The following is a 16408-nucleotide window of genomic DNA, read 5'->3' as shown; positions in this document are numbered from 1 at the left end:
AAGGCCTGCTCACTCGACACAGCCGCCCGCTACTTCCAAAGCGGCGCCGCCGAACAAGCCGTCGTCGTCGGGTGGATTTCATTGAGTAGCCGCGCCTCCCTTTGGTATGACGGGAACACCGCTGCTCGCCGCTCCCGCAGGTCGCATTGACTGTGGCTGCCGCCGTCTAGACTCGACTACAGAGAGTTGCTTGTTGCGCACTCACGGCTGATCCCGATAGGTTGATGCATAGCCATGCACCGATGGCAATTGACGGGGAGGCTCTGTGCTGTCCAAGAAACCTGCTGTTACCGCCGCTCTGCTGGCTGGTCTTCTGTCGATGACCATGGCGGGTCAGGCATACGCTGCTCCCTCACCGGCCCCTCAGCCGGTCAGCGGTGAGCGCTATCTGACGGCGATGGTGAACGGCAAGGAGACTAAGTATCTCGCACCCGCCCGTAACGACGTCGAGCTGCAGGCGCAAATAAATGCTCACCTCAAGCGAGCTCCTGGTGGCGTGCAGATCAGCAAGAACCAGATCTCCTACATGGGCGGCAAGTTCATCATGACCTTTGCCCTGCCTGGTCAAGTCGAGGGCACTGATCCCACTCGCAGTGCCCCAGACGTCGCAGCTGATCCGACCAACTCGACTGCTCTCGCAGGGAGCAGCAAATGTAGCGCGTTGTGGTTCTGCTTCTTTGACGGTGTCAACTACACCTATCCTCGAGGACAGTTGAGCGACTGCGGCTTCCAGGATCTCAACAGCTTCGGCTGGGTTGACCGAGTTGAGTCGGTTGCCCAGAACCTGCTCGGCGGCTATGTCGATTACCGTAACCACACCTCCGGTGGCCACGGAAACGATGAGTTTCTCTTCTTTACCGACACGCTGTACACGCAGCATAGTACCGTGCCGTATCCGAACGTGGCGGATCACGTCTACAACAACTGCTAAGGCAGTCGTCGAAGCGGTTGGAGCCATTCGTTGATTGTGGCGATGTCCACCATGGCTTCGTAACGGACGGCGAGTTTGTCGAAGCCGGGTCGCTGCTGCCCGGTGGCCCCTGAGTCGGTGATGCCGCACTCTGTGGCATTACGCTGCTTGTATTGCTCGGGATCGAAGGCCGGTGGCCGGCTGCCCTTGGACCCCAGCTTGCGTCGGTTGGCGTCTTGGTCAGCCATTGAGGGCATCGTCGCGGCGATACCGCGTCGGCGCAGGTAGCGGCGGTTGGCCTTGGACGTGTAGGCCTGTCGGCCAAGGGCTCGGTCCGGGCGGGTCCGTGGTCGGCCGCCGCCGAGACATGGCACCCAGATCCCGTTGAGTACCGCCATGAACTGCCGGGCTGTCCCTACGCTGCTCGGCGGTCAAGACGATCGACAACGGCTTCTGCCCCTGCTCGCAGGCCAGGTGTAGCTTCGTGGTCAGTCCACCCCGCGACTGACCGAGCGCGTGATCGGTCGGCTCGACCGACCCCGCCAGACGACTCGGTCTGCAGATCCCCCTTTCGCGCGCCCTGACAACCATCCAGTCCACGTCCCACAACGCGCCCAGTCGCATCAGGCGGGGCCCGCAACGCGGTCACGATCTTCGCTTAGCTCCCATAATTTTGCCAACGGCCGGAAGCCCATAAACCGCAGCCTAGTACTCCAACGTCACTTGACTTCGGCGTTGGGCGTGGCGCGGGCATGAGGACGGCCACCGCGTTGATCATCGATGGTTTGTGAGGACAACCGAAGATCGTGCGGTGGCCGCGTGCCACAGCGTAGACCCCGCCGGGTGGCGGGTCATCCTGGACGAGGCGGTGACGCGTGTCGCCGGCCGTTTCATGCGGGCGGAACCACGTCGGACTGCCGGGCAACTCGTGGAAGGGCTGCTGTCGGGCGTGGAACGCAAGACCTGCTGGTCCCTGGCGGAACGGGCAGGTCACGCCGATCCGCAGGCGATGCAGCGGCTGTTACGCACAGCGGTGTGGGACGTCGACGCCGTACGCGATGACGTGCGTGACTGGCTGATCGCCAAGCTCGGCCATCCCGACGCCGTTCTGGTCACCGACGAGACCGGCTTCCTCAAGAAGGGCGTGTGCTCGGTCGGGGTCCAGCGGCAGTACACCGGCACCGCCGGCCGCATCGAGAACAGCCAGGTCGGGGTGTTCCTGGCCTACGTGTCACCCACGGGCCGGGCGTTGATCGACCGGCGGCTCTACTTACCCGAGTCAAGTTGGTGCGACAAGCCCGCACGACTCGCCGCCGCCGGCGTGCCGGACGACGTCGGGTTCGCCACGAAACCGGCCCTCGCCCGGCAGATGATCGCCGCCGCGTTGGACAACGGCGTGCCCGCCAGGTGGGTGACCGGCGGCGAGGTCTACGGCACCGACCCCCGGCTCCGCACCTACCTGGAACAGCGCGGGATCGGCTACGTCCTGGCCATCGGCTGTGCCCGTCGCGTGCGCGTCAACGACGGCCGCACCCTCGTACGGGCCGACGAGGTCGCCGAGCGGATCCCCACCACCCAGTGGCAGACGCACAGTTGCGGGCCGGGCGCGAAAGGACCCCACGACTACCTATGGGCCTGGGTCATCACCGCTACCCGGCCCAATGAACGCAGGTGGCTGCTCATCCGCCGCAATCGCACCACCGGCGAGCTGGCCTTCTACCTGTGCTGGTCCCCCGGACCGGTCCCGCTGCACACCCTCGTCCGAGTGGCCGGTTCCCGCTGGAGCATCGAGGAACTGTTCCAGACCGGCAAAGGCCAGGTCGGCCTCGACCACTACCAGGTCGGCGGCTGGACCGGCTGGCAACGCTTCGTCACCCTGGCCATGCTCGCCCTGGCCGTCCTGACCATCCTCGCCGCCACGCAGCAACCCAACACCGACCCGGACATCATCGCGCTGACCGTCGCCGAGATCCGCCGACTCCTCAACGCCTTCGTCCTCACCCCACCGCCTCCACCAGCGCACACCCTCGACTGGTCAACCTGGCGACGAGCATCCCAAGCCCGTGCCCGACGATCCCACTATCAACGCAGACTTCATCACCACACCACCCGGAAGATCAAGTGACGTTGGAGTACTAACTTGATCTTTAACCTGTGCGGCGCGGCCGGGGATTGGCCGACTTCTTCTTCGAAGGGGTTGTCTTCCCGGTCGTGCTGCTGGTGACGATGTGGACGTCGTAGCGGTGGGTGGGATGGTGGTTGGGTTGTCCGGGTGGGCGGCCGGGTCCTGGTCGGGTGGGTTTCGGTGCACCGGCGGGACAGGGGCTGTTGGCGCGTAGGTGCCGGAATCCGCGGCGGACCCGGGCGGGGGTGAGCCGTTCGGGTGGGGCGGGTCGTTCCCAGGGGCGACGCAGGTCGGCGGCGAGGGGGCGGGCCGGCCGTAGCTGGGTGTAGGCGGCGATGGTCAGCCAGGTCCAGTGGTCGGCGGCGTGCGGGTCGCGCAGTTTCGGCGCGCACCAGCCGAGGGTCTGCTTGAGTAGCCGGAAGGTGTGCTCGATGTCGAAACGGCGTAGGAACGCCTGCCACAGCAGGTCGATCATGGTCGGGTCGGGGTTGTCGCCGCCGCGCTGGTGGCCGAGGCCGGTGAACCACCACAGCCAGACCGGCTTCGCGGTCGCGCCGGAGGGCAGTCGTTGCACGTCCAGGCGGATGAGGGTGCCTTCCAGGATGGGCAGCTCGGGGCAGTCGGCCCAGGCGGCGCGGCGGGTCAGCCTGGGGTGCAGCCGGTGCCAGGCACGGGCGGTCGCGGTGCCGTAGAGACGGGTCTCGGTCACGGTGGTGACGTCCGGGGTGCCCCAGCTGGCCGGGTCGCCGAAGATGAACTCGCCACCATGCCGTGGTGGCCGACCGCACTTGGGGCCCGGTATCCATGGCCCCGGCGGGCGGCGCAGCACCCGGTCGGATCGCATCCGGGCCAGGACGCGTACCGGTAGGTCCCGTAGCAGCCAGGCCAGCCGGGCCGCGTCGTAGCCGGCATCCATCACCACCCAGACCGCTGGGTCACCGGGCTGCCAGTGCCCGGCGGCGATCAGCCGGTCCACCACCGCGCGCAGCTGCTCGGCGGTGACCGCGGCCAGCTCGGTGCCCGCGGCCAGCCGGACCGCGTCCAGCGGCGCGGTCCACGAACTGCGCCCGGACTCCAGGGCCACCACAAACGAGTACGGCCAGCCTGGCACCCCGATGTGCTGGTCTTTGCCACGGCCGTAGGTGTGGCACAGGATCCGCTCCGGCACGGTGTGCGCTTCCGGCCGCAGCCAGCAGGTGACATCCACGGCCAGGACGATCCGCCCGTCGGCGGCCCGTGGAATCGGCATCGACGCCACCACGGTCCGCAACCGCTGCACATCGATCCGACCGGCGCCAAGCGCGTCGTACAACGCGCCGTGACCTCGACGGTGCTCCGCCACTAGGGACAAGGCCGGCAGCGACCGTACCGGCCCGTCCGCGCACAACACCGCGTCGGCCAACTCGAACAGCGCATCAGCTCTGGCCCTCAGACAACGATGCAGTTCCGTACGGAACGTCGCAAGGTCCCCAACCGCGCTTCCACGCTCGGCGTCATGCACACTGATCATCCCGCAGCCCTTGGTCCCGATCTTCTTCCCTAGACAAGAGGAATGATCGATCAAGGGCTGCGGCCATGATCAGCCAGGGTCGATGCAACCGACCCCGGGTTAAAGATCAAGCTAGTGGTGAGAAAGTGGGGCACCCCTGACGGGGTGCCCCACTTTCTCGCTCGATATTAGGACATGTCCGGTCGCCTTTCCTGCTCGAGAAAAAGTACGTAGGAGAAGACGGCGGGAACCTTGACCGGCAACCTGGATGGCCGTTTGAGGAATATTGATTCGTATGCCAGGAGCCAACCCGAGTCCTGGTCGAACACCAGCAAGTCCCTCGTGCTGCCGTTGGACGAGTCCACGCTCACCGCCATACCCTGACGACCCAGCCGGTCGGTAACCTGACCGCGGAGGAGTACGCCGTCGGTGCTAGCAAGAAACTGAAGCACCGCGATCCTTACTTGCCGATCGACGGTCGTCGTGCGGTAGAGGTCCGCGACTGCCCTGACGGCCGACTGCGGACCATTCTCGCGAGGTTGGTGTGCGTATAGGGCTGCGGCTAGGGCGTTTACGTCGTGCGGCACTGGCTCGGTGACGACCGAAGCGAGCTGCCCGGCGCTGTATACATCGATCTCACCAGACTTATGCTCCGCCGCCGCCACCAATGTCCGTGCCGTGGGCTGCGCGCCGACTTCCGAAGGATCAAGAGAAACGGTGATCACCTTTCCCGAGCCGTCCGCTGCACGCCAAGTCGAGACGACCTGAGGCACTACCGCGACGCTGGTACCGTCCCTCCTCGAGGAGGACAGGTTCAGGGACCACTGGCCTACCTGCACAAAGCTGAATCGGCCGGCGCGCTGTTCGTCCGCCACGGCTCGACCGGAAACCACGGACGCTAAATCGAGTAAAGCCCCGTGCGCGCTGGGTGCCTTTTGGTCGTATTGCATATGCAGCGGTGCTGGGGTGGCGGCGAGGGCTGAATCAGTAGGCCCGACGAGCTGTGTCGCGACTACTCCAGCACCCAAGACGATGGCACCTGCAACCGTTGCGCTAAGCAGAGGACGGCGTGTCATCCCCCAGCGGGGAGACGGCCGAGACGAGCCGGTGGACTCCGCCGGCCAATCGATATGAGGCGCTGCTGGCCAGACGTCGATATCGCGAGCAGGGTCCAGGTCCGACAGTCTGACGTTCTCCAATTTCATCGAATGCCTCCACGTGCGGGTGTTAAAGCCTTCGGGGCTGTAGAAGGCGCTCCAACATTCATCAGTCGTGCCAACCGCTGCCGCGCTCGGAACAGGCGAACCGCAGCCGCCGTGCGGCTGCAGCCCAGAACCTGAGCCGCAGCCGACACGTCGAGTTCCTCCCAGGTCACCAATCGCAACACTTCACGATCAGGCTCGGAAAGGCGGGCGAATGCGCGCTGCAGGTCATGGGCGAGGCCGACAGCCTCGAACTCACCGCCCTCACTAGGAACATCTACGCCAGCCATGGGCACGGTGGCAGGCCGACTTCGGCGGGCGCGCCACTGGTCAGCCAGCACCCGTCGTGCGATCCCATAGAGCCAAGGAAGTGGCTGCGAGGGCTCCGCATGGCGACGCCGCCACGCCACTACGAACGTCTCTTGCGTGAGCTCCTGTGCGAGCTCCATGTCCCCGACTCGTCGGTAGCAGTAGCGCAGCACCAGGTGGTAGCTCGACGCGAAAGATCGCGTAAAAGTCTCGTGCTCGTGTTGATCAGCGCCCACTCGGCCCCCTCCAGCATCACTACCTCTTGTGGCCGCAGGTGGGCAGACATTACAGGGCAGGTTCGCTCGGCTCGGTCACTTCGATCCAGTGGTTGGTGGAGGAGCGTCGGATGCCCCACTCCTCGCAGCGAGTGCGGGCCTTGAGAGCCACCATCGTGAGCTGCGAGATTCCTTGCTATCGACACACACCCTAGCTAGGGGGCAGCGACGGCCGCGGTGATGAGTTTGGACAGGATCCGGTGCCGGGGCAGCTCCCGGACAGAGGTCCCGGCCCAACTCGTCGTCGGCGGCATCTAGGGCCTCGGCCACCACCGCAGGAGTATAGACGGCGTACCGGGTCATCTCGGCCGGGGTTCGACGTCCACCACGCGTGGGAGACGGGATCCGCCTCAAATTCCATGCTGGTTGTCTAGCGCCGGTGGAATCCCCTGAACGAATTCGTCAGCGCGTCATTCGGCGTCGGAAACGGTCGGGCGCGGGTCTCGCGCATCGTCGAGGGGCCGCTTGGTCGAGCTGTGGCCGCCCGGGCAGGCCTTCGTATCGCAGCCAAACAAGTACGAGTACGAGCGTCCCTACCCAGCGGTTTCCTCAACCCAGCGCACCAACGGCTCTGGTCTTCCAGTGCACTCCACGCGGTGGTTCCTCGTCGTCGTCGGGCCAGTCGATGATGGGGAGGGCGGGAAGACCGATCCGGGGTGCCACGACCTCGTTGGCTTCGGCCATCCAGGTGCTGGCCCAGGCCAGCTCACCTGGCAGGGCGAGGAGCCGTTGACCGTCGGCGGGATCGAGCCGGTCCAACAGAGGATTGCCGTGGCGGTCGGCACCGTCCGCCGCTGTGCCGCTCCAACGAGTACCGACCTGGTGCGGTCGGGCCCGTAGCGGGATCAGCACGCCGTCGATGTCGACAAAGATCAACGGTCGTCTGACGTTGGCGGGCACTGCGGAACCGTACCGCGATCGGCGGTCGGGGCCGCTGACGCCAGTGGCCGGTGACCTTCAGCGGCGCGAGAACGGCATGAGCGGATGTTCAGGCGAGGTCGTCGCCGCTGACCACCGGGCACCCGAAGAGATCGCTGAGAACTGTCCGCTGATGGTCGGTCAACGGGTTGACGAAGACGGCCATGGCGACTGCGGCTGACCGGCATGCGTCGGCGACTTCGTGGGCCTTGCCCGAGCTGAGCAGGGTTCGCCGGGAGAACGGCGAGGTCATCCTGCTCGCACCGCCGCGGGAGATACCCCGTCTCTGGACCTGCCGGCCAACCACTCGTCCACCATGTGCTTCCACTGAAGCCGCCAGAAGGTCAAGCTTCGCCTCAACCTGTTTGTCCTTGGCGGAGAACAAGCCAACCAGCATCACGCCGGCACCTGCCAGCCGGATGCTTGGGTGCCCAGCTCGTCTTCCTGTCACTACGCAAGGTTACAAAGCCCCACCACCTCTCGGGCGGTCGTGGTGCCCGATCAGGACGTCCAGGTCATGGGAGTTCATCACTGGGCAAGCTGGCGGCAGGCATCCCGGTCGTGTGGCAGCCCGGCCTCCTTGAATACCAGCCCGCAGTTTCCGTTCTTCGGATCCCAGAGTTGGTCGTTGATGACGAGAGCTCGAAGGAGCGCACGCTGGGAGTCGGTCAATGGCCGGCGCGGGCCGTGCGGCTCGGCGAAGGCAAAGCGCACCAGGGCGCCCCATCCGTCGTCGAATCCGGTCCAACCGTCCTGCCTGGCAACCTCGCAAGCGGCCGTTGCGATCGTGTCGAAGTCGGGCGCGACGCGGATCGCTGCGGGGACGAGTTCGAACTGGTGCAGACTTGGAGGCGGCGGCTCCGCCAGCGCGGCGAGGATCAGCTGTTGACTCCGTGGGTCGTCGTCGTGGACCAGCGCGGCCCGCAGGCGGACCGCGGGGTCTGGGTCGGAGAGTAGGTCGCGCAGATCCACGCCTAGGTTCTGTCTCGCGGATCTTGGTTGTCGGGGACGGCGCGTAGCCAGTCGAGGGTTTCGACCAGATCGAGGGTGGCCTGGAAGTTGGCGGCCAACTTGTCGTAGCGGGTGGCGAGTCCTCGCCAGTGCTTACGCCGGTTGAAACCACGTTCGACCTGGTTGCGGCGCCGGTAGGCGACCGGGTCGAACGTCGGTGGTCGGCCGCCGCGTCGCCCCCGCCGCTTCCGGTTGGCGATTTGGTCGTTGGGCTCGGGGATGACCGTGGTGATGCCCTTGCCCCGCAAGGCGGTCCGGTTCGCGCGAGAGGAGTACGCCTTGTCACCGGTCAACGAGTCAGGCCTCGTACGTGGCCGGCCCACCCCACCGGGACGGGGCACCCGGACCTGGCCCAGCAGCGGGATCAGTTGGCGGGTGTCGGCTGCCTGACCAGGGGTGATCCGGGTGGCCAGGGAACGGCCACGTCCATCGGCCAGGGTGTGGATCTTCGTGGTGAGACCACCCCGCGACCGGCCGATGGCCTGCGCTGCCCGCGACTCCTCCCGGCTCAGCCCCCTTTACGGGCACCGGCGGCGTGCTGGTGGGCACGCACGATGGTGGCATCGACCTGCACGTTCCAGACGATGCCGTCGTCGAGTTCGGCCAGGGCGATGACGTGGGCCTTCAACCGGGCCCACGTCCCATCGGCCGCCCACCGGGAGAACCGTCCGTGGGCGGTCTTCCATGACCCGTACCGTTCGGGAAGGTCCCGCCATGGCGACCCGGTGCGTTTCACCCAGCAGATCGCGTTGATGATCTGCCGATGGTCCCGCCACCGTCCACCCCGAACGGGCTGCGCCGGCAACAACGGTGCCAGCACAGCCCACTCGTGGTTCGTGAGATCACCTCGCGCCATACCAGGCTTAACGAGCGACACTCATGATCCGCAAGACAGAACCTAGCTGGCCGAGGCAACGGACCCAGAGGCCTCGCGGTCCGGAACCGTGTTGCAGCTGATCTCTGATGATGGCAGCGAAGTCCTCGCGCTGGTTAACCAGTGGCGCCATTCGGGCGATCGCCGTGAGGTGCTCCGCATAGAACAATGCGCGGCCGGGCACCGCCGTTTTCAACAGCGCCAGCACTACTGGGTATGCCGCTGCCACGGCATTGGCGACGTCGGGGAGTTCCTCGGCGAAGTGCGGGTTCCCCGCTAGGAAGGTTACGGACGAGGCTGCGTCACCCAGAAACTCTACGAGCGCATCGACCGTGTCCGGATGTGCCCGGCCTTCGGCGAGGAGGGCGGTCACGGCCTGGACGGCTGGCGCAGTCGCGGTCTCGGGGAAACCCTGATGCAGCACTGCGACCTGGAGATGATCCAGCGCCGTCTCACGGGCCTGGGCATCGCCGCACTCCAGGGCGCGCAGATGCTCCGGAGTGTCTGTCGCCCGGCCGTAGGCGTGCCGTAACTGCCACCAGTCAACCGTCATCATCGACTCTCCGCTTGAACGAGAAGACACCGATGATGGCAGGGACCGTTTCCACCCCACCAGCAGGTGTGGAGATCGGGTCGGAGCGCTATTGGGGCTTGGTCGTCACTGCGGGAGGATGCGGCGGATCGCTGTGATCTGGTTGGTCCAGCTGTTCAGCGTCGCGATCTTGACGACGTCTCCGGTGCTGGGGGCGTGGATGACGGCTCCGCTTCCGAGGTACATGCCGATGTGGCGGGGTGCGGTCGGGGTGCCGTGGCTGCCGGGGATGAGGATCAGGTCGCCGGGACGCAGGTGTGTCGGGTCGGTGACGGGCGTGCCGGTGTGGAGTTGGTCGTGGGTGGTGCGGGGGATGGTGATGCCGGCTGCACGGTATGCGGCCTGCATGAGGGAGGAGCAGTCGCACTGCTTGGTGGGGTCGCCGGAGTGCGGGTCGGTGCAGGAGCCGCCGAAGTGGTACGGGGTGCCGAGTTGGCGGATGGCCCAGGTGATAGCGGTCGCGACTGCCGGTGGGGTGTCGGCGGGCACGGTGAAGCCGGCTGGGAGTGCGGGGGGTCCGACGGCGGGGCAGTCGGTCAGTGTGCTGGTGAGGTGTTGTACGAGGTGGGAGGCGTCGTTGGCCCATTTGGTGTAGGCGTTGGGGAAGGCGGAGACCTGTACTGCTTGGGCTGCCTGGGTGAGGTTCCCCCGGCAGCTCGGAGGCTTTCGATCATGCTCTGATGGAGCTGAAGGGAGTCATCCGTGGCAGCACCGAAGAAGTACCCCGATGAGCTGCGTGAACGTGCGGTGCGCTTGTATCGGGAGTCGGACCCGAAGCCCGTGATCCGGCAGCTGGCACGCCAGCTTGGTGTGCATCACGAAGCGTTGCGCAACTGGATCCGCCAGGACGAGGCCGACCGCGGTCAGCGTGACGACCGGCCGACGACCTCGGAGGTTGAGGAGCTGCGCCGGCTACGGCGGGAGAATGCCGAGCTGAAGCGGGCCAACGAGATCCTGAAAGCCGCGTCGGCTTTTTTCGCCTCGGAACTCGACCCGACCCGGCGACGGTCGTGACGCTCGTCAACGAGCTACGCGATCGCTTCGGGGTCGAGCCCGTCCTCCGGGTCCTCAACGTCGCCCCGTCGACCTACTACGGCTGGCTCGCCCAGGCCGCCAACCCGTGTGTTCGGCGGCGGGAGGATGCGGAACTGGCGGTGGAGATCGCGGAGATCCACGACGTATCGGGTGGCACCTACGGCAGTCCAAGGGTGCACGCCATGCTGCGCCGGCAGGGCCGCCAGGTGGGTCGCAAGCGGGTGGAGCGGTTGATGCGGACCGCCGGCCTGCAAGGGGCGTTCCTGCGCAAGAAGTGGCGCATCCCGTCGACCCGGTCGAACCCGAAGGCGACACCGGCTCCCGATCTGGTGAACCGGCAGTTCACGGCTGCGGCGCCGAACCGGTTGTGGGTCGCCGACGCCACCCGCATCCCCTGCGGTGAGGGCGTGTTCTGGCTGGCCGCAGTGCGGGACGTGTTCTCCAACCGCATCGTGGGCTGGCGCTGCTCTGACCGCTGCGACACCGACCTGATCCTCGGCGCCCTCGAATACGGCATCTGGTCCCGCGACGTCCGCGACGGCCAACTGATCCACCACTCAGACCGCGGGTCGAACTACACGTCGTTCCGCTTCGCCCAACGCCTGGCCGACAACGGCATCCTGCCCTCCATGGGGTCGGTCGGCGACAGCTACGACAACGCCCTGATGGAGAACTTCTGGTCGACGTTGAAGATCGAACTGGTCTACCGCAACTCGTGGCGCACCCGCGACGAGGCCGAGAACGCGATCTTCACCTACATCGACGGCTGGTACAACACCCGCCGCATCCAGAAAGACCTCGGCTGGCGATCCCCAGACGAGTACGAAACCGCCTGGCACACCCACCAGGCCCGACACGACCAGACGGCTATCGTTCAGCCTGAGCCCACCGGCGCCAGGTAACTAACCCTCCGGCAAACCGGGGGAACCTCAGGGTGAGTGGCATCGTTTCCCAGCCGGGGATGGTGAGCAGTTTGTGGTAGAAGGCGTTGGCTTGGTATGCGGGGTCGGATAGTTGTGCTGGGCTGCCCCAGCCTTGGCTGGGGCGTTGTTGGAACACGCCGATGGAGTCGTGGTCGTTGCGGTGGCCGAGGTGGGGCAGGTTCCGTAGGCCGGATTCCTGCAGGGCGGTGGCGGTGGCGATGACCCAGCCTCGGCGGGGCACGCCGTTGGTGCGTCCGACGTCGATGATTGTTGCGGCGATGTCGAGCTGCTCGGTATCCCACGCTCCGATGTCGGGTGGCTGTCCCGAGGGCGTGGCAAGTGCGGCGACGGTGCCGCAGGTGTCGGGGCGGGTAGCGGCCGACATCAGGGCCATGGGTAGACCGAGGCAGGCGAGGACGCTGACGGTGACAACTCCGATGATGACCTTGGTCATCGTGATGGCACTTCCTTCGTGTCGTGTGCGAACGGTTGTTGGTTCGACGGTGGCGATCCGGGCCGGGTGGGCTGTCGTTGAGGGGGTGCAGCAGCGCCGGCGTCGTGCTCGTGGCCGCGTACGTCGCCCGGTGCCGGGTGGTGAAGCACGAAAAGGGCGGTGGGCCGCCCATGCGGGCGGCCCACGGTGGTGGTCAGGGTGTGATGGGAGGTGGTGTCAGTACGTGTGCGACGCGGCGTGGCAGGTCTTCGATGATGGCGGGGTGGCGGTCGGAATGGGTGTCGATGGTTGTGACGTAGGCCCAGTCCCAGTTGCCGTTGGTCATAGCGGGGACGTGCCAGAGCAGAGGTCGCCGTGTTGGTCGAGGAACAGGGCATGTACCGAGGGTTCGGCCAGGCAGGTGAGGGATTGGGTGGCGCAGGTGATGGTGCAGGTGCAGGTCGGGCTGGTGGTAGGTGGCGCGTGGTAGCTGGTGGTGGATGATGCAGCGGCAGTCGCAGAGCCGCTGCCATGGCGGGGTGTAGGTAACGGGGCGCTCCGGAGTGTGGAAAGGCGTAGGTCTTCGGTTCGCGCCATGGGAGGTCGTGGTCGTCCCCCGTCGGTCAGGTCCTCGGCGCGCAGCGATGTGCGGTCCGGTTCGAGGCGGATGTCGTTCTGGAGTTCACGGCTTCCTCGTATACGACTTGATCGGCAGGGAGCCGGGGTGGTGGGGGAGGGTTGGTCATGCGCGGTCGTTCTTGGTGAGGTGGGTGTAGATCGCGATGCACCGGAGGATCAGTTCGTGTGAGGGCAGGGTCAGCAGCTTCTGCCGTTTGGCGTCCCGGAGGCGGTCCCAGATCAGGATGGTGACGGAGGCCGACCACACGTCGACGATGACGCCGTCGATCTTGGCGTGCTGGTGGTCGGCGATGATGCGCCTCAACGTGTCGATCAGGGTGGCGTCGCCGGGCGGGTGGGTGGCGTCGTCGGGTCGTTGCGCTTCGGGCTGCAGTGTGTAGCAGTCTTCGCAGGTGTGGTCGATGCGGGATGGATCCTCGGTCTCCCACCGCAGCACGTCGCCGGCGGGTAGACCGCAGACGGACTGCCGTACGTCGTGGGGGTGGCGGATGTGGCTGCTCATCGGCTGGCTGCTTGCATAGTTTCGTCTCTGGTCGTCTGTCGTGCCATGGCATCCCTTCGGGTATGGGGCCGGGGCAGCGGCCTCGGTGGCCGCTGCCCCGGGTGGTGGGCGAGGGGTGGTCAGACCTTGAGCAGGTCGAAGGCGGTGATCTTGAGGTCGCCGACGTTGCCGGTGACGACCCGGTTGGCGCGGGCGGTGTCGTTCTTGGCGGGCTGGTAGTGGTCGAGGTACTCGGTGATGGCCTGGTATCCGGCCCATCGGCTGCCGCTGATGGCTTTCTGGGTGTCGGCTTCGCGGATCAGATACTTGAGGGTGCCGAGGCGCTGCTTGGCGTTGTTGCGGGTCTGCTCGGAGGCGTTGTCCTTGAGAGGCCACACCTGGCCGATGATCTGTTCGAACTCGCGCATGGTCAGGTCGGCTTGGAGCATCCGCTCGGCGGCCTTCTCGAAGGTCTCCATGTAGGTCCACATCAGGCCGATGGCCTCGCGGGCCTGGCTGATCTGTGAGGTGACGTTCGAGGTGTGCCGGAACGTGTAGTGACCGACGGTGTGTTGGAAGGCGGCGCGTTGGGTGTTGGCGCAGACCACCCGGATGGGGCTGGCGTCGACGCGCAGGGCGGCGGTGCCGTCGTGTGAGGTGGTGCCGATCAGGTAGAGGTCCAGGCGGTCGACGCCGGCGATGTGCATCGCGTCGGGGAGTTTCATGGTGACGAAGACGCTCTTGCCGCCGCGGAGGCTGCCGGCGGTTTCGAAGTGGGCGCCGCCGACCTGGTCGACGAGGCGGTCGAGCATCTCGGCGCACTGTTCGTTCTGGACCACGGTGTAGTCGGTGCCGACGATGCCCAGGTACTCGGTGGCTCCGGTGGCCGGGTTACGGCGGACGGTCATCCGTTTGTCGTCGGCGGGGACCTGCACCTCGACGCCGTCGACGAGGTCGATGCCGACGGTGCGGATGGTGCGTACGCCCCAGTCACCGAGGCGGGCGGCGGCCATGATCTCTTCGGCTTTCATGGTGTCCTGGGTGACGGTGCCCAGCTGATGCCAGGCGGATACGCGGGCGGAGGCGAAGGCGGTTGTCCCGTCGGCGAACGTTTCCAGTTCGTGTGGCACAGGGGTTCTCCTGTCGATACGGGTGCGGGGGCCGGGCGTGCGGTTCGGCCCCCGCGGTGGTTGGTGATGGTCAGGACTGGTCGGGGGTGCCGGTCTCGGCGGGTGCCGGGTGGAGGAAGGTGAGCGGGTTGTCGGCGACCAGGAGGATGCGGCCCGCAGCGGCGGCCTTCGTGAGGTTGTTGCGGACGGCCCCGTTGCTGACTGCCCGGTTGAGCTGCGCGGCGAGGGCGGTGGTGATGTCCTGCGGGGTCATCTGGCGGCCGGGGTGGGCGGCGAGGTAGTCGAGGGTCAGGCGTTCCAGTTCGCCGCGGCCGAACGGCTGGTTGCCGTCGGCGTTGACGGTGGTGTCACCGACCCGGGTCGTGGTGCTCGCCGCGCGGAGGGTGGGGCGGGTGGGTAGGACGACGATGTGGGTCTCGCCGTCGGGGGCGACGATGTGCAGGGTGCCGTCCGGGTGGATCAGCGGCTGTACTGCCGTCGTGGCGGTTGGTGCGGTGGCCAGTCCTCGGATGGCCTGGGAGCACAGCGGGCAGCGGGGCGGCTGCGGGTTCGGGTCGACCTCGCTGGCCTTGGTCGGTCCCGGGATCCACCGTGGCGGCAGGCCGGGTAGGCGTCGGGCGGCGTCGGCCTGCTCCATCGCGGTCAGCAGCCGGGTGGCCGTCGGGTGCCCGATGCCGCTTTCGGCGACGATCACCTCCAGGGTCACGCCGATGTCGCCGTGGTCGGCCAGGACTGCCTTGATGGTCATGACCTTGCGGTCACCTGGGCGGGCAGGCGGTGCGGCGGCTGCCGGCTGAGCCGTGGCCTGCACGTCGGAGTTCGGCTCGGTGTCGTCGCCGCTGATGTGGGCCCCCTCGTCGAGGACGGCCGGCCCGTTCGCGTCAGCGTCGTCGTCTCGGTCGGGCGGAGTGGTGCCTACCTCGGTGCCGTCGCGGTCGCTGCTGCCGTCGTCGGGGTTGCTCTCGATGTCGTTGGTCGACTTGCCGATGTCCTCAGCCGGCTGGTCGGTCTGCTCCCCGGTTTCGGTGTCTCCGTTCTGGTTGACGGTGGTGTCGGCCCCGGTGGTGTGCGCGTCGGCGGGTTCGGTGTCCGGCGGCGCGGTGTCACCGGCGGCGGTGGTGAGGGCCCACCGGGTGGGGAGGCCGTCGGCCTGGTCGGTGTCGGTGTCCACCGCGATGATCAGGCCGGCGTCGGTCAGGGTCTTGATTGCCTTGTCGGTGGTCGAGCGGGCCTTGCCGGCCTTCTCGGCCAACTCGTGGATGTCGCCCTGGCCGAGTTCGGTCAGGGCGTCGAGGACGGCCTGCGTGGCAGGTGTCAGGGACAGGTCGTTCATCAGGGTTTCCCCCTCCTGGGGTGAGAGCCGTCCGACCCGGTGTCGGACGGCGGTGTGTCGGGGTTGTGGGCAGCGGCGAGCACGCGCCCGCGCTGCCGTGCGGTGGTGCTCGACCCGACGGGTGGCGTTGGCTCGTCGGCGGCGTCAGTGGCCGGTGGTGGTGCGCAGGATGTAGAGGCGTCCGTTGGTGGGGTCGCGGTAGATGCCGGCGTCGGGGTGGGCGAGTCGCAGCGGCTGGACGCTGCCGGACGGTCGCAGCCGGGCGTCGCAGGTGCCGACGGTGATGTGGGTGGCGTGGCCGGCGAGGTGCAGCCGGCGGCAGGAGTCGGTGTGGGGCAGGGCGACCAGGACGGTGTCGCCGGGGTTGACGTAGCGCCGCTGCACCACCCGGCCCTCGCGGGTCTGCGCGTGGACGGTCCGTGTGGTGTCGGCGATGAGGGTGTCGACGCGGTCGCGGGCCTGCCGGTATTCGCGGCCCAGGTCGGTGATGGTCTGCACGACGCCGGTGACCGTGGCGGTGGGGTCGGTCAGGTCGTCGGTGTTGATGAGCCGGGTGCGGAGCTGGTCGGCGGCGAGGAGCAGTTCGGTGCGTAGGTGCCGCAGGGTGGCCGCGGCGTCGGGGAGGTGCGCGGCGGCGGGGATCGGGTCGGTGGCGTGCTGGTCGAGGGTGCGGCCGGTCGTGAGGGTGATCCACCGGTTGACCGGGTCGAGGTGCGGCATCTGGTGTCC

Annotated in this window: 19 protein-coding genes; 4 read left to right on the top strand and 15 right to left on the bottom strand. The window is 67.2% G+C overall.

Annotated elements, in window-relative coordinates; translation table 11 throughout:
- Positions 1-265 precede the first annotated feature (265 nt).
- Entirely contained in the window at positions 266-931 is a 666-nt protein-coding gene (locus ACN268_RS10585; RefSeq protein WP_421483007.1) for a hypothetical protein, read from the top strand.
- Here ACN268_RS10585 and ACN268_RS10580 read toward each other — a convergent pair.
- On the bottom strand, positions 928-1158 hold the full coding sequence (locus ACN268_RS10580; RefSeq protein WP_421483006.1) for a hypothetical protein: 231 nt from the start codon (positions 1156-1158) through the stop codon (positions 928-930). The genes ACN268_RS10585 and ACN268_RS10580 overlap by 4 nt on opposite strands.
- A 644-nt stretch (positions 1159-1802) precedes the next feature.
- Between ACN268_RS10580 and ACN268_RS10575 the strand changes: the two genes are divergently transcribed.
- Positions 1803-3035 carry an IS701 family transposase gene (locus tag ACN268_RS10575; RefSeq protein ID WP_421486852.1) on the top strand — a complete coding sequence of 411 codons (1233 nt, stop codon included), beginning with the start codon at positions 1803-1805 and terminating at the stop codon, positions 3033-3035.
- A 22-nt stretch (positions 3036-3057) separates the two neighbouring features.
- On the opposite strand, the gene ACN268_RS10570 is transcribed toward ACN268_RS10575, so the two are convergent.
- The 9 genes from ACN268_RS10570 to ACN268_RS10530 all read right to left on the bottom strand — a co-directional run bounded on the left by ACN268_RS10570 (position 3058) and on the right by ACN268_RS10530 (position 10194).
- Positions 3058-4545 (bottom strand): NF041680 family putative transposase, encoded by a 1488-nt coding sequence (locus tag ACN268_RS10570; RefSeq protein ID WP_421483005.1) that lies wholly within the window; start codon positions 4543-4545, stop codon positions 3058-3060.
- Between the two features lie 167 nt (positions 4546-4712).
- The gene (locus ACN268_RS10565; protein ID WP_421483004.1) at positions 4713-5729 is read right to left on the bottom strand and encodes a CU044_5270 family protein; all 1017 of its coding nucleotides are present in this window, start codon (positions 5727-5729) and stop codon (positions 4713-4715) included.
- Entirely contained in the window at positions 5726-6271 is a 546-nt protein-coding gene (locus ACN268_RS10560; RefSeq protein ID WP_421483003.1) for an RNA polymerase sigma factor, read from the bottom strand. The genes ACN268_RS10565 and ACN268_RS10560 overlap by 4 nt, the downstream gene beginning before the upstream one ends.
- Positions 6272-6859: 588 nt before the next feature.
- Positions 6860-7210, bottom strand: a complete 351-nt coding sequence (locus tag ACN268_RS10555) for a hypothetical protein (protein ID WP_421483002.1) — start codon at positions 7208-7210, stop codon at positions 6860-6862.
- A gap of 88 nt (positions 7211-7298) precedes the next feature.
- The gene (locus tag ACN268_RS10550) at positions 7299-7628 is read right to left on the bottom strand and encodes a hypothetical protein (RefSeq protein ID WP_364308975.1); all 330 of its coding nucleotides are present in this window, start codon (positions 7626-7628) and stop codon (positions 7299-7301) included.
- Positions 7629-7756: 128 nt separating this feature from the next.
- Positions 7757-8200 carry a hypothetical protein gene (locus tag ACN268_RS10545; protein WP_421483001.1) on the bottom strand — a complete coding sequence of 148 codons (444 nt, stop codon included), beginning with the start codon at positions 8198-8200 and terminating at the stop codon, positions 7757-7759.
- A 2-nt stretch (positions 8201-8202) separates the two neighbouring features.
- Positions 8203-9095, bottom strand: a protein-coding gene (locus ACN268_RS10540; protein ID WP_377683343.1) for an IS5 family transposase whose coding sequence is annotated in 2 segments (ribosomal slippage) — positions 8203-8748 and positions 8751-9095 — 891 coding nt in all. Because the reading frame shifts where the segments join, the coding sequence is not laid out codon by codon here.
- A 7-nt stretch (positions 9096-9102) separates the two neighbouring features.
- Positions 9103-9669: a hypothetical protein gene (locus tag ACN268_RS10535; RefSeq protein WP_421483000.1), complete on the bottom strand. Its 567-nt coding sequence runs from the start codon at positions 9667-9669 to the stop codon at positions 9103-9105.
- Between the two features lie 102 nt (positions 9670-9771).
- Positions 9772-10194, bottom strand: coding sequence for a C40 family peptidase (locus tag ACN268_RS10530; protein WP_421482998.1), 423 nt, complete (start codon positions 10192-10194; stop codon positions 9772-9774).
- A gap of 213 nt (positions 10195-10407) precedes the next feature.
- Here ACN268_RS10530 and ACN268_RS10525 point away from each other — a divergent pair, with 213 nt between their 5' ends.
- Both ACN268_RS10525 and ACN268_RS10520 read left to right on the top strand, forming a co-directional pair.
- Entirely contained in the window at positions 10408-10719 is a 312-nt protein-coding gene (locus tag ACN268_RS10525; protein ID WP_204924187.1) for a transposase, read from the top strand.
- The gene (locus ACN268_RS10520) at positions 10716-11642 is read left to right on the top strand and encodes an IS3 family transposase (RefSeq protein WP_421482997.1); all 927 of its coding nucleotides are present in this window, start codon (positions 10716-10718) and stop codon (positions 11640-11642) included. Before ACN268_RS10525 ends, ACN268_RS10520 begins: the two co-directional genes overlap by 4 nt.
- On the opposite strand, the gene ACN268_RS10515 is transcribed toward ACN268_RS10520, so the two are convergent.
- The 5 genes from ACN268_RS10515 to ACN268_RS10495 all read right to left on the bottom strand — a co-directional run bounded on the left by ACN268_RS10515 (position 11608) and on the right by ACN268_RS10495 (position 16399).
- Positions 11608-12117 carry a hypothetical protein gene (locus tag ACN268_RS10515; RefSeq protein WP_421482995.1) on the bottom strand — a complete coding sequence of 170 codons (510 nt, stop codon included), beginning with the start codon at positions 12115-12117 and terminating at the stop codon, positions 11608-11610. The two genes, ACN268_RS10520 and ACN268_RS10515, sit on opposite strands and share 35 nt — an antisense overlap.
- Before the next feature lie 721 nt (positions 12118-12838).
- Positions 12839-13237 (bottom strand): hypothetical protein, encoded by a 399-nt coding sequence (locus ACN268_RS10510; RefSeq protein ID WP_421482994.1) that lies wholly within the window; start codon positions 13235-13237, stop codon positions 12839-12841.
- Positions 13238-13356: 119 nt separating this feature from the next.
- Complete coding sequence (locus ACN268_RS10505) at positions 13357-14346, bottom strand: DUF932 domain-containing protein (protein ID WP_421482992.1); 990 nt, start codon at positions 14344-14346, stop codon at positions 13357-13359.
- Between the two features lie 70 nt (positions 14347-14416).
- Positions 14417-15679 (bottom strand): helix-turn-helix domain-containing protein, encoded by a 1263-nt coding sequence (locus tag ACN268_RS10500; RefSeq protein ID WP_421482991.1) that lies wholly within the window; start codon positions 15677-15679, stop codon positions 14417-14419.
- Between the two features lie 144 nt (positions 15680-15823).
- A complete protein-coding gene (locus ACN268_RS10495) occupies positions 15824-16399 on the bottom strand; it encodes a hypothetical protein (RefSeq protein WP_421482990.1) in 576 nt (191 codons plus the stop codon).
- Positions 16400-16408: the final 9 nt, after the last annotated feature.

The sequence above is a fragment of the Micromonospora sp. WMMD735 genome (assembly GCF_049178995.1).
Classification (GTDB): domain Bacteria; phylum Actinomycetota; class Actinomycetes; order Mycobacteriales; family Micromonosporaceae; genus Micromonospora; species Micromonospora wenchangensis.
The sequence above is the reverse complement of the archived record's forward strand: the minus strand, read 5'-3'. Positions and strand labels throughout refer to the sequence as shown.